Source organism: Streptomyces sp. NPDC001922 (assembly GCF_042891165.1).
Taxonomy (GTDB): Bacteria; Actinomycetota; Actinomycetes; order Streptomycetales; family Streptomycetaceae; genus Streptomyces.
In genome coordinates this window covers 59,404-71,757 of the sequence record NZ_JBIASV010000002.1, presented here as the reverse complement: position 1 = coordinate 71,757, position 12,354 = coordinate 59,404, and the positions used below count along the sequence as shown (strand labels likewise).

12 protein-coding genes are annotated in these 12,354 nt (G+C 74.6%); 9 read left to right on the top strand and 3 right to left on the bottom strand.

Annotated elements, in window-relative coordinates; translation table 11 throughout:
• Positions 1 to 72 precede the first annotated feature (72 nt).
• Both ACFYYR_RS03795 and ACFYYR_RS03790 read right to left on the bottom strand, forming a co-directional pair.
• Positions 73 to 486 carry an SsgA family sporulation/cell division regulator gene (locus tag ACFYYR_RS03795; RefSeq protein ID WP_388846567.1) on the bottom strand — a complete coding sequence of 138 codons (414 nt, stop codon included), beginning with the start codon at positions 484 to 486 and terminating at the stop codon, positions 73 to 75.
• A gap of 108 nt (positions 487 to 594) precedes the next feature.
• On the bottom strand, positions 595 to 1,302 hold the full coding sequence (locus tag ACFYYR_RS03790) for a thioredoxin domain-containing protein (protein WP_388846565.1): 708 nt from the start codon (positions 1,300 to 1,302) through the stop codon (positions 595 to 597).
• A gap of 320 nt (positions 1,303 to 1,622) precedes the next feature.
• Here ACFYYR_RS03790 and ACFYYR_RS03785 point away from each other — a divergent pair, with 320 nt between their 5' ends.
• The 3 genes from ACFYYR_RS03785 to ACFYYR_RS03775 all read left to right on the top strand — a co-directional run bounded on the left by ACFYYR_RS03785 (position 1,623) and on the right by ACFYYR_RS03775 (position 3,929).
• On the top strand, positions 1,623 to 2,303 hold the full coding sequence (locus ACFYYR_RS03785; protein WP_388846563.1) for an endonuclease V: 681 nt from the start codon (positions 1,623 to 1,625) through the stop codon (positions 2,301 to 2,303).
• Positions 2,304 to 2,432: 129 nt separating this feature from the next.
• Positions 2,433 to 2,732: a YciI family protein gene (locus tag ACFYYR_RS03780; RefSeq protein WP_388846561.1), complete on the top strand. Its 300-nt coding sequence runs from the start codon at positions 2,433 to 2,435 to the stop codon at positions 2,730 to 2,732.
• Between the two features lie 54 nt (positions 2,733 to 2,786).
• The gene (locus ACFYYR_RS03775) at positions 2,787 to 3,929 is read left to right on the top strand and encodes an oxidoreductase (protein ID WP_388846559.1); all 1,143 of its coding nucleotides are present in this window, start codon (positions 2,787 to 2,789) and stop codon (positions 3,927 to 3,929) included.
• Between the two features lie 138 nt (positions 3,930 to 4,067).
• On the opposite strand, the gene ACFYYR_RS03770 is transcribed toward ACFYYR_RS03775, so the two are convergent.
• Positions 4,068 to 5,276 (bottom strand): saccharopine dehydrogenase family protein, encoded by a 1,209-nt coding sequence (locus tag ACFYYR_RS03770; RefSeq protein WP_388846557.1) that lies wholly within the window; start codon positions 5,274 to 5,276, stop codon positions 4,068 to 4,070.
• A gap of 410 nt (positions 5,277 to 5,686) precedes the next feature.
• Here ACFYYR_RS03770 and ACFYYR_RS03765 point away from each other — a divergent pair, with 410 nt between their 5' ends.
• The 6 genes from ACFYYR_RS03765 (at position 5,687) to ACFYYR_RS03740 (ending at position 12,354) form a co-directional block, all read left to right on the top strand.
• A complete protein-coding gene (locus ACFYYR_RS03765; RefSeq protein WP_388846555.1) occupies positions 5,687 to 6,622 on the top strand; it encodes a dihydrodipicolinate synthase family protein in 936 nt (311 codons plus the stop codon).
• 89 nt (positions 6,623 to 6,711) lie between these two features.
• Positions 6,712 to 8,130, top strand: coding sequence for an MFS transporter (locus ACFYYR_RS03760; RefSeq protein ID WP_388847250.1), 1,419 nt, complete (start codon positions 6,712 to 6,714; stop codon positions 8,128 to 8,130).
• 71 nt (positions 8,131 to 8,201) lie between these two features.
• On the top strand, positions 8,202 to 8,609 hold the full coding sequence (locus tag ACFYYR_RS03755) for an MmcQ/YjbR family DNA-binding protein (RefSeq protein WP_388846553.1): 408 nt from the start codon (positions 8,202 to 8,204) through the stop codon (positions 8,607 to 8,609).
• 176 nt (positions 8,610 to 8,785) lie between these two features.
• Positions 8,786 to 9,934, top strand: a complete 1,149-nt coding sequence (locus ACFYYR_RS03750) for a CaiB/BaiF CoA transferase family protein (protein ID WP_388846551.1) — start codon at positions 8,786 to 8,788, stop codon at positions 9,932 to 9,934.
• A complete protein-coding gene (locus ACFYYR_RS03745; protein WP_388846549.1) occupies positions 9,931 to 11,073 on the top strand; it encodes an acyl-CoA dehydrogenase family protein in 1,143 nt (380 codons plus the stop codon). Before ACFYYR_RS03750 ends, ACFYYR_RS03745 begins: the two co-directional genes overlap by 4 nt.
• Positions 11,074 to 11,139: 66 nt before the next feature.
• Positions 11,140 to 12,354 (top strand): acetyl-CoA C-acetyltransferase, encoded by a 1,215-nt coding sequence (locus ACFYYR_RS03740; protein ID WP_388846547.1) that lies wholly within the window; start codon positions 11,140 to 11,142, stop codon positions 12,352 to 12,354.

The window sequence follows — 12,354 nt, the reverse complement described above, 5'->3', positions numbered from 1 at the left end:
CGCGTCAAGAGCCCTGCCGTGCCCCCGTTGCCGGGGCGCCGCCCGGAGCCACCGGCTGCGCCCCGGGGCCTGTCATGCCTCGCGGAGCAGGGCGGCCAGCTCGCTGTCGAGGTCGAACTGCGCCGACTCCTGGCCCGCGGGCACCACGAGATAGGAGCGCTGGAGGAAGCGGCGCAGGTCGGCGGAGTCCATCCGGACCATGGCCGTGCCGACGGTCGCGTGGAACTCCAGGACCGTGGTGTCGGCGCCGAACGGCCGCACATGGACGTCCCCGTCGCCGGCCGGCTCCTTCAGGCCGGCGGCCAGCAGGTCGCGGGCGAAGACCCACGCCACGTCCGAACCGGCCAGCGAGGCCCGCGGCGGGAAGCAGATCCGGACGGCCAGGGGGTCGTCGCGCCGGTAGCGCAGCACCGCCGGGATATCGAGCACCTGCGCTTCGGCGGTGATCAGACCGGCCTGGACGGCTTGGTCAATGACAGGGGACAACGCCTGGCTCCTCGCGCTCGTGTCGGGTCCGTGTCGCGGCACCGGGTGAGACGCCGGGCGAAGCCATTCCGTGCATTCGAGGGGGGCGTGACCTCGGTCACGGGAAAATCAGAGGCTGTTGCGGACCTCCTGCGCGAAACGGGCAGGTCCGACGGTTTCTCCACGCCCCGTCAGCACCGTGAGAGGGGCGCCGTCGAGCTGCACCGTGGGGGTGCTGGAGACCCCGCTGGTGTAGAAGGCCTTGGACACCTTCTTCACCCAGGGCATCCAGTGCTCCCGCTCGACCGCGCGGTCGAAGCCGGGGGCCCGCAGGCCGTCGACCCGGTCCGCGAGCGCCAGCAGGGTGCGGGGGGAACCGAAGGCGTCGTCGTTCCGCGCCGGTTGGTGGGCGGAGAGCACGTGCAGATAGTCCCCGAACGTCCGCTGGCCCCGGTCGGCCGCGGCGCCCAGCGCGTTCAGGGCGCGAGCGGATCCGCTGCCGCCGAGCGATCCGTCCAGGAACGTCGCGAAGTGGTACTCGATCTTGAACATGCCCTGGTCCGCGAGCTTCCGCATGGTGGGGCCGAGCGCGGTCTCCGCCTTGCCGCAGTGCGGGCAGCGGAGGTCGAGGTAGACCGCGAGGACGTGCGCGGCGTCGGCCTTGCCGTACACCACCGCCGTCCCCTCCCGGTTGGTGTGGGCGGGAGCGGCGACCGGTGCGCTCACCACCGGAGCGTCCATCGCCCCGGCCCGGGCGTCGTCACCGGCGCCACCGCATCCGGCGGTCAGCGCCGGCACCAGCGCGGCGACGATCAGGGGCCACTTCTTGGCTCTCACGGACGGCCCGCTTTCCTTCGACAGATCAGGAAAAAAGGTTACCGCCGACCGGGGCGCCGCCCCGGGCCGAGCGGCACCGGATACCCCCTTCGAACGCATGCCTCATGGGGCTCGGCCGTGGCTCCCCGGAGGAAACCGCGCAGAGGTCCGAAGCCCTTCGAACGCGCGCCCGCAGGGGGAGTCCGGCGGCCCCGGTGGGGGAGGGGGGATCCGGGTCCGGGCCGCCCCGCGCCGGTGGGGGGTGAGTGATCGGGGGCCGGACCCGCCCCGGCCACGACCCGCGCGTGGTGCGGACCCGTCCGGCCTGATAGGACAGCCCCATGGGATGGACTGTGGGGGAATGGCCGCGCACCGAGGACGAGGCGGTCGCCGAGCAGCGCCGGCTGCGCGGGCTCGTCGATCTGGACAGCCCCGGCCCGGTGCCGGGCGCCGCGGGCCGGGTCGCCGGGGTGGACGTGGCGTACGACGAGAACTCCGGCCGGGTGGCCGCCGCCGCGGTGGTCCTGGACCTGGAATCCCTCGCGGTGGTGGACCGGGCCACCGCGACCGGCACGACCGAGTTCCCCTACGTCCCCGGCCTGCTGGCCTTCCGTGAGCTGCCGTCCGTCCTGGAGGCGTTGGAGAAGCTGAGCAGCCTCCCCGACCTGGTCGTCTGCGACGGCTACGGCATCGCGCACCCGCGCCGCCTCGGGCTCGCCAGCCATCTCGGCGTCCTCACCGGCATCCCGTCCTTCGGGGTCGCCAAGACGCCGTTCTCCTTCTCCTACGAGCAGCCGGACACCCCGCGGGGCGCCTGGTCACCGCTGGTGGACGGCGGCGAGGTGGTCGGGCGGGCGCTGCGCACCCAGGACGGGGTGAAGCCGGTCTTCGTCTCCGTCGGACACGCCGTCAGCCTCGAACACGCCTGCGCCCACACGCTGCGGCTGTCCCGCCACCGCCTCCCGGAGACCACCCGGCAGGCGGACGGCCTGTGCCGCCGCTCGCTGGCGGCCGCGGGCTGACGGCGGCCACCGGGTGCGCGGCCTCCGAAGGGGCCGGTGGGCCGGTACCCGGGGGTCCGTCCTCCGTCACCGGAGTCCGGACGAGGGGTGTGGCCCGGCGGTGGCCCGCTGGAGCGTAGGCTCGGGATCATGTTCGTACTCGAGCTGACCTACACAGCACCCCTCGACGAAATCGACGCCCTGCTCCCCGCTCACCGGGAGTGGGTGAACGAGCAGTACGAGGCGGGTGTGTTCGTGGTCTCCGGGCGGAAGAACCCGCGCGACGGAGGGCTCATCATCGCGGTGGGCGAGGACCGGGACCGGATCGCGGCCGTGGTGGCCAGCGACCCGTTCGTCCAGGAGGAGGTCTGCGCCTACCGGGTGACCGAGGTCGTCGTGACCCAGGTGGCGCCGGGATACGAGGAGTTGCACCCGCAGCCGGTCGGCTGAGCCCTCCGGTCGCGGGGTGGACGGGGCACCCCGGGTGGGCTAACTTCCGGCGCCATGACGTTACCCAGCAACGTGTGGCACATCGTCGCTGCCGGGCTCTGCGGGCTGCTGCTCGCGGCCTCCCCGGCCCAGGCCGGCGCCACCGGAACCACCGCGGCCTCCGCGACGACCGGGACCGGCTGGCAGCTCACCGACACCGGCAGCACCGCCCGGTTCCGCGGCCTCGCCGCCGTCGGCCCGCGCACCGCCTGGGCGGCGGGCTCCCAGGGCACCGTCCTGCGCACCACCAACGGCGGGCGCCGGTGGCGCAACGTTTCACCACCGGGCGCCGCCGCACTGGAGTTCCGGGACATCGAGGCCTTCGACGCCCGGCGCGCCGTGGTGCTGGCCATCGGCGAGGGCGAGGCCTCCCGCATCCTCCGCACGGACGACGGCGGGGCGAGCTGGACCGAGACCTTCCGGAACACCGACGCCCGGGCCTTCTACGACTGCATGGCGTTCTTCGACCGGCGGCACGGACTGGCGCTGAGCGACCCGGTCGACGGCCGGTACCGGCTGCTCTCCACCGCCGACGGCGGACGGTCCTGGTCGGTGCTCCCCTCCGCCGGGATGCCCGAAGCGCAGCCGGGCGACGCCGCGTTCGCGGCGAGCGGCCAGTGCCTGGCCGTCTCCGGACCCCGGGACGTGTGGCTGGCCACCGGGGGCGGGCCGACCGCCCGCATCCTGCACTCCGCGGACCGGGGCCGCACCTTCGAGCCGGCCGAGTCGACCGTCCCGGCGGGCGATCCGGCCCGCGGTGTCTTCGCCGTGGCCTTCCGCGGCCGGCACGGCATCGCCGTCGGCGGCGACTACCGGCCCGGTCAGCCGTCCCCGCAGGCCGCCGCCACCAGCCGGGACTCCGGCCGCGGCTGGAATGCGTCCCGCCGTCCCCCGACGGCCTACCGCTCCGGTGTGGCCTGGCTCCCGGGCGTGCGCACCGCCGCCATCGCGGTGGGCCCCACCGGCAGTGACCTGACGACCGACGCCGGCCGCACCTGGCGGACCGTCGACCCGGGCTCCTTCGACACGGTCGACTGCGCCCCGGCCCGCTCCGCCGCGCACCGGGGGCGGGACGGTGCCGCGGACAGCGCCCCGATGGCGCACCGCGGCTGCTGGGCCGCGGGCGAGAAGGGGCGGATCGCGCGCCTGGCCCGGTGACGGCCGTCGGCGGCGGGGGTGTTGCGTACCGCCTCTTCCAGGGGCGGGGCGGCGGCGCGGAGTGGACCCGGCCCGACTGCCGACGGCCCGGTGGCGGCGGGGCCGGGGCCGGTTCGCCGCCCCCGCGCCCCGTCCGCCTCACCCCGTCCGGACGACCCGGAACGTCAGCCCCGCCGCCACCAGCCGGGCGGTCAGCGCCTCGCCCATCACCATCGCGGTCGTGACCTGGCCCCGGCCCCGGGAGCCCAGGTCGGGGAGGTCGTCGAAGGCGAGGCACAGCGCCGACTCGGCGAGCATCTTCGCCGTCTCGTCGTAGCCCGGGTCGCCGCCGGAGACCTCCGTGATCACGGAGCGTCCGCCGCCCTCCCCGACGAAGCGGACCGCGAACCAGCTGCCCGCCCGCCGGGCCGGGCTCGGCCCCTCGCCGGGCTTCCGGCGCTCCGACAGCCACTGCCGCGCCGCCGGGAGTTGCGCCAGTGCCCCGACCGCGCCGACCGCCGCCACCCCCGCCACCGCGACGGGCAGCCGGGCCACCGCGGCGTGGTGCCGGTAGCGGAAGTCCGGCCCGTACCGTTCCAGCGCCGCCGCCGAACGGGCCACGATCTGCGGATCGATCGTCGGCAGCGGCAGCGCCCAGGCGTGCACGCTCCGGCTGCGCCGCGGCGGCGCCAGGGCCGCCCGCACCCGGCGGCCGGCCGCCGGGCGGGGTTCGCTGTGCCGCCGGTCCCGGGCCGCCCGCGCGGTCTCCCGCGGCCGGGAGAGCGCGGTGAGCGCGGAGGCGAAGGTGCCCCCGGAGAAGGTCGCGTTGGAGCGGACGAAGCCGTCGATCCGCAGCGGCACGCCCTCGGGCAGCTGCCCGACGGTGAAGTGCACGCCCAGGTCGTGCGGTACGGAGTCGAAGCCGCAGGCGTGCACCAGCCGGGCCCCGGTCTCCCGGGCCCGCGCGTCGTACCGCAGATACATCCGGTCGACGAACTCCGGCTCCCCGGCCAGGTCGACATAGTCGGTCCCGGACTCGGCGCAGGCCGCGACCAGCGGCTCGCCGTGGGTGCTGTACGGGCCGACCGTGGTGGCCACCACCCGGGCCGAGCCCGCGACCTGCCGCAGGGCCGCCGGGTCACCCGCGTCGGCGTGCAGCAGCGGCAGACCGGCGCAGGCGGGGTTGACGGCGGCCAGCCGGTCGCGGAGCCGTTCCAGCTTGGCGGTGCTCCGGCCGGCGAGGGCCCAGCGGCAGGCGGCGGGGGCGTGCCGCGCCAGGTACTCGGCGGTCAGTCCGCCGGTGAAGCCGGTCGCGCCGAAGAGCACGATGTCGTGGGCCCGCTGTTCCGTGGTTCCGGTGTCCGTCACTCGTCACTCCAACGTCGTGCGCCGCTCGCCACACCACTCCCGTGAACGGGGGGTCGCGGCGGGCGGGACGTGGCGGTCGTCCCCTGCCGTCCGTGCTCGGGGCGGGGCGGCCGGGCGCCGTGCCGGCGCCGTGACCCCGTCGTCGCGGCAGGTCACGCAAAGGTAAGGACCCCGGGAGGTGCGGTCAACAGGGGGGGGGGTGTGCCGGCGCGGCTGAGGGCTCCGGCGGGAATGGGGGCCGGCCACCGCACACGCCGCGCCGGGGACGGCCGGCTCACCACGCCGGGCGGCCGCGCCCGGCCGGGGCTTGACGAGGAGTGACGGCTCGGGCACTGTCGGCACAGGACATGGGACGTCCAACGTCCGTAATGTCAGCACCTGGTGATGGTTGTCGGACCGTTGGAGCCGCCATGCCCCTCCCCGCCCCGCTGTCCGGCGTCGTCCCGCCGCTGTGCACGCCACTGACCCCCGACGGCGAGGTCGACGTCCCGTCGCTGCGCGCGCTGGTCGAGCATTTCATCGGCGCCGGGGTGACCGGGCTGTTCGCGCTCGGCTCCAGCGGAGAGGCCGCCTATCTGAGCGACGGTCACCGGCGCACCGCCCTCGCCACCGTCGTCGAGGCCGCCGCCGGGCGGGTCCCCGTCCTCGCCGGAGCGATCGACACGACGACGGCCCGCGTGCTGGACCACGCGCGGACCGCGGCCGGGCTCGGGGCCGACGGGCTGGTGGCCACCGCGCCCTTCTACACCCGCACCCACCCGGTCGAGATCGCCGACCACTTCCGGCGCGTCCGGGCCGGTGCCGGCCTGCCGCTGTTCGCCTACGACATCCCCGTCGCCGTGCACACCAAGCTCCCCGCCGCGACCGTGCTGGACCTCGCCGCGGACGGCACCCTCACCGGACTGAAGGACAGCAGCGGCGACGACGGAGCGCTGCGCCGCCTCCTCGTCGCCCTGCGCCGCCGCGGACTCGACCGGACCTTCACCGTGCTCACCGGCTCCGAACTGGCCGTCGACGGCGCGCTGCTCGCCGGGGCGCACGGCGTCGTGCCGGGCCTGGGCAATGTCGACCCCGCCGGGTACGTGCGGCTGTACGGCCATGCCCGGGCGGGCCGCTGGGCCGAGGCCGCCGCCGAACAGGACCGGCTCGCCGCGCTCTTCGCCCTCACCGACGTGGGGGAGGAGTCCGTCATGGGCCGCAGCTCCTCCGCGCTCGGCGCGTTCAAGGCGGCGCTGCACCTGCTCGGCGTCATCGGCTGCCCGGCCACCGCCGCACCGCAGGTCCCGTTGGGGGAGGCCGCCACCAAGGCCGTGTGCCGCTTCCTCGAGGAGGCGGGCCTGCGGTGACCGGGCCTCCGGCCGGCGCCCCGTCGTCCCCGTCGTCGCCGGGAGACGGGCGCGGGCTCCGCGCGGTGTCGGGCCGGCAGTGGCGGGCGATGGCCGCCGTCTGGGCGGGCTATGTCCTGGACGGCTTCGACTTCGTGCTGATCACGCTGGTACTGACCGAGATAGCCGACGACTTCGGGCTCGACACCGTGCAGGCGGCCAGTCTGGTCTCCGGCGCCTTCGTCACCCGCTGGCTCGGGGGTGCGGCGCTCGGCGCGCTGGGGGACCGGTACGGCCGCCGGCCCGCGATGGTCGTCAGCATTCTGCTCTACTCGCTCGGGACCTTCGCCTCGGGCTTCGCCTGGGACTACACCAGCCTCTTCGTCGCCCGGCTGCTGATCGGCACCGGGATGGCCGGCGAGTACGGCGCCAGTGCCACCTACGTTCTGGAGAGCTGGCCGCCCCGGCTGCGCAGCCGGGCCTCCGGGTTCCTGATCTCCGGCTACGCCTTCGGCACGGTGCTGGCCGCCGAGGTCCACCGCTGGGTCGTCCCGGCGCTCGGCTGGCGCTGGCTGTTCTGGATCGGTGTGCTGCCGGTGCCGGTGGCCCTCTGGATGCGGCGCTCGCTGCCCGAGGCCGCGGACTGGAGCGCCGAGGTGGCCGCCGCGGGAACGCCGGTGAGCCCCTTCCGGCCGGTGTTCGCCGGGCGCACCCGGGCCGCCGTCAACTCCGCGCTCACGGTGGCCGCCGCGACCGCGCTGTTCGGGGTCTTCACGCCCGTGGGCGCAGCCGCCGTGCCGGTGCTGTCGGTGGTGGCCGCGGGCTGTCTGCTGGCCTTCGCGGTGCAGCTGGGCGGCCGGCGCGGCTGGGTGCTGTACGTGGCCCTGGTGGTGACGGTCTTCTGTGCCTTCCTCTACAGCTGGCCGGTCCAGGCCCTGCTGCCCACCTATCTGAAGACCGAGCTGGGGTACTCGCCCGGCCAGGTCACCGGCGTCCTCTTCTGGGCCGGGTTCGGCACGATGGCGGGCTGCTGGCTCGCCGGATACGCCGGTGACCTGCTCGGTACGCGGCGCGCGTACGCCCTCGCGCTGGCCGCCTCGCTCGCCTTCGTCTTCCCCGTCTTCGCGGTCCGGGACAGCCCCGCCGGGCTCGGTGTGCTGCTGTTCTGTCTGCTGGGGCTCAGCCAGGGCATCTCCGGCATCCTGCCCCGGTATCTCGCGGGTCACTTCCCGGCCCGGACCCGGGCGGCGTCGCTCGGCTTCGTCTACAACGTCGGTGCGCTCGGCGGGGCCGTGGCCCCGGTGCTCGGCGCGCGCCTGGCCGAGGGCATGCCCCTGGGCAGCGCGCTGGCGGTGCTGACGTTCGGGCTGACCGCCGTGGTGATCGTGCTGGTCGGCGGCGACGTCCCGCACCGGCTGCACCGGCTGGCCGACAGCGGGGCCCGGGCGGACCATCTGCTGCCCGCGCCGTTGTCGGTGTCCGGGGTTAGCTTGGGCCGTACCGGCCGGTCCGGCGAGCTGCCGGGCTGACCGCGACCCAACGACCGCCGGCCGCTCGGCCCACCGGGTGCGCCTCCGGCCGGCCGACCCCGGAGGACGACATGGCCGCGGCGAAGGACCCTGCCGAGACCCGAGTGGAAGCGGCGCTGGAGGTGCGGGAGCAGGTCAGGGAGTTCGCTCTCGGGCTGCCCGGCGCGGGGGAGGAGTTCCCCTGGGGCGAGAGCGTCATCAAGGTGAACCGGAAGGTGTTCGTCTTCCTGGGCACCGGGGACGGCAGTTGGCCGCCGGGCATCACGGTCAAGCTCAAGGACGACGCGGTGCACGAGCACGCGATGACGTCGCCGGGCGCGGAGCCCGCGGGCTACGGGCTGGGCCGGGCCGGATGGGTGTCGGTGCCGCTGGCCGAACGCGGCGCTCCGGAGGCCGAGCTGCTCTGCGACTGGGTGGAGGAGAGCTACCGGGTGATCGCCCCCAAGCGACTGGTCGCCGAGCTGGACGCCCGCTCGTAGGCGCTGCCCCCGTCAGCGTTCCCGCTCGGACACCAGGGCCCGCGGCGGGGGCGCGCGGCCGGGCGCCGGAGGTGATCCGGACCACGCGTTTCGCGGCCGCCGGGGCTTGTGCGAAGTGGAACACGTTCTTAGCATCGTTGATGTTACATCAAATGTGTCACAGTCCTGGGGGCTTGATGGGAGCATCGGGGAACGGCCCGCTGGCCGGGGTGCGCGTCGTGGAGCTGGCCGGCATCGGGCCGGGCCCCTTCGCCGCCATGCTCCTCGCCGACCTCGGCGCCGACGTCGTCCGCGTCGACCGCCCCGGCGGCTCGGGGCTGAGCATCGACCCGGCGTACGACATCACCAACCGCAACAAGCGCTCGGTGCTGCTCGACCTCAAGTCCCCGGACGGCCCCGCGGCCGTACTGGACCTGGTGGACCGGGCCGACGTCCTCATCGAGGGCTACCGCCCCGGCGTCGCCGAGCGCCTCGGCGTCGGCCCCGACGACTGCCTGGCCCGCAATCCGCGCCTGGTCTACGGGCGGATGACCGGCTGGGGCCAGGAGGGTCCGCTCGCCGAACGGGCCGGGCACGACGTGGGCTACATCGCCATCACCGGCGCCCTCGGCATGATCGGGCGCGCCGACGAACCGCCCGTGGTGCCCGCGAACCTCCTCGGCGACTACGCCGGCGGCTCGCTCTACCTCGTCATCGGCGTCCTGGCGGCGCTCCAGCACGTCCGCGGCGGCGGCACCGGCCAGGTCGTGGACGCCGCGATCGTCGACGGCACCGCCCACCTCACCTCGATGATCCACGGCATGGTGGCGGCCGGCGGCTGGCGGGACCGCCGCGGCGCCAACCTCCTCGACGGCGGCTGCCCCTTCTACGGCACCTACGAGACCTCCGACGGCGGCCACATGGCGGTCGGCGCCCTCGAACAGCGCTTCTACGACGAATTCGTCCGGCTCCTGGGCATCGCCGACGCGGCGCCCGCCCGCAAGGACTTCGAACGCTGGGGCGAGCTCCGCGCCCTGGTCGCGGCGCGCTTCCGGACCCGGACCCGGGAGGAGTGGACGGCCGTGTTCGAGGACTCCGACGCCTGTGTCGCCCCCGTCCTCTCGCTCGGCGAGGCGCCCCACCACCCGCACCTCGCCGCCCGCGGCACCTTCGTCGACCACGGCGGCATCACCCAGCCCGCTCCGGCACCGCGGTTCTCCGCCACCCCCGGCGCCGTCCACCGCCCGCCCGCCCAGCCCGGCGCGGACACCGCCGAGGTGGCCCGCGACTGGGATCTCCCGCACCTCACCGGCAGGGCCGCGCAGGCCCCTCAGGAGGACCGTTGAAGCGCCAGATCTTCACCGCCGAGCACGACGCCTTCCGCGACACCGTCCGCACCTTCCTCACCAAGGAGGTGCAGCCGCACTACGAGCAGTGGGAGCGGGACGGCATCGTCGACCGCGCGGTGTGGCGCGCCGCCGGACGCCAGGGGCTGCTCGGGCTCGCGGTGCCCGAGGAGTACGGGGGCGGCGGCGCCACGGACTTCCGCTACGCCGCCGTGCTCCACGAGGAGTTCACCCGGGCGGGGGCGGCCGGTCTGGCGATCGGCCTGCACAACGACATCATCGGCCCGTACCTGACCTCGCTCGGCACCCCGGAGCAGCGGCGCCGCTGGCTGCCCGGGTTCTGCAGCGGCGAGCTGATCACGGCGATAGCGATGACCGAGCCCGGCGCCGGCTCCGACCTCCAGGGCATCCGCACCACCGCCACCGACGAGGGCGACCACTGGCTGCTCAACGGCTCCAAGACCTTCATCTCCAACGGCATCCTCGCCGACCTGGTGATCGTCGTCGCCCGGACCACCCCCGAGGGTGGCGCGAGGGGCCTGAGCCTGCTGGTCGTCGAGCGGGGGATGGAGGGCTTCGAACGCGGCCGCAACCTCGACAAGATCGGCCAGAAGTCCCAGGACACCGCCGAACTCTTCTTCCACGACGTCAAGGTGCCCAAGGAGAACCTGCTCGGCGAGCTGAACGGGGCGTTCATCCATCTGATGACCAACCTCGCCCAGGAGCGGCTGGCCATCGCCGTCGCCGGGATCGCCGGCGCCGAGCACCTGGTGGAGCTCACCACCGAGTACGTGAAGGAGCGCGAGGCGTTCGGCCGGCCGCTCGCCAAGCTCCAGCACATCCGCTTCGAGATGGCCGAGATGGCCACCGAGTGCGCGGTGACCCGGGCCTTCCTCGACCGCTGCATCGAGGACCACACTCGCGGCGAGCTCGACGCCGCGCACGCCTCGATGGCCAAGTGGTGGGCCACCGAACTGCAGAAACGGGTCGCGGACCGGTGCCTCCAGCTGCACGGCGGGTACGGCTACATGACCGAGTACCGGGTCGCCAGGGCCTTCACGGACGGCCGTATCCAGACGATCTACGGCGGCACCACCGAGATCATGAAGGAGATCATCGGCCGTTCCCTGCTCGACTGACCCCAGAACCTCTCCCGCGGACCGGACCCAGGACCGGTCCGCGCCCCCTGATGTGAAAGGCCTGACGTGAGCACCGAAGCGTATGTGTACGACGCCATCCGCACCCCCCGGGGGCGCGGCAAGGCGAACGGCTCCCTGCACGGCACCAAGCCCATCGACCTCGTCGTCGGGCTGATCCACGAGCTGCGCGGCCGGTTCCCCGGCCTCGACCCGGCCGCCATCGACGACATCGTCCTCGGCGTCGTCAGCCCGCTGGGCGACCAGGGTTCCGACATCGCCAAGGTCGCCGCCATCGCGGCCGGGCTGCCGGACACGGTGGCCGGCGTCCAGGAGAACCGGTTCTGCGCCTCCGGGCTGGAGGCCGTCAACCTGGCCGCCGCCAAGGTGCGCTCCGGCTGGGAGGACCTGATCCTCGCCGGCGGCGTCGAGTCGATGTCCCGGGTCTCCATGGGCTCCGACGGCGGAGCCTGGGCCATGGACCCGATGACCAGCTTCGAGACCGGCTTCGTGCCGCAGGGCATCGGCGCCGACCTCATCGCCACTGTCGAGGGCTTCACCCGGCACGACGTCGACAGCTACGCCGCCCGCTCCCAGGAGCGCGCCGCCGAGGCGTGGAAGGACGGCCGGTTCGACCGTTCCGTCATTCCCGTCCGTGACCGCAACGGCCTGACCGTCCTCGACAAGGACGAGTTCCTGCGCCCCGGGACGACCGCCGAGAGCCTGGCCGGCCTGAAGCCCTCCTTCGCCACCATCGGCGAGGCGGGCGGCTTCGACGCCGTGGCGCTGCAGAAGTACCACTGGGTCGAGAGCATCGACCACGTCCACCACGCCGGCAACTCCTCGGGCATCGTCGACGGCGCCGCCCTGGTCGCGATCGGCAACCGCGAGGTGGGCGAGCGCTACGGGCTGACCCCGCGCGCCCGGATCGTCTCCGCCGCCGTCTCCGGCGCCGACCCGACCATCATGCTCACCGGCCCGGCGCCCGCCGCCCGCAAGGCGCTCGCCAAGGCCGGGCTGACCGTCGACGACATCGACCTGGTCGAGATCAACGAAGCCTTCGCGGCGGTCGTGCTGCGCTTCGTCCGGGAGATGGGCCTGAGCCTGGACAAGGTCAACGTCAACGGCGGCGCCATCGCGCTCGGCCACCCGCTCGGCGCGACCGGGGCGATGATCCTCGGCACCGTCATCGACGAACTGGAGCGGCGTGACCAGCGGTACGGCCTGGTCACCCTCTGCGTGGGCGGCGGCATGGGCATCGCCACCGTCGTCGAGCGCCTCTGA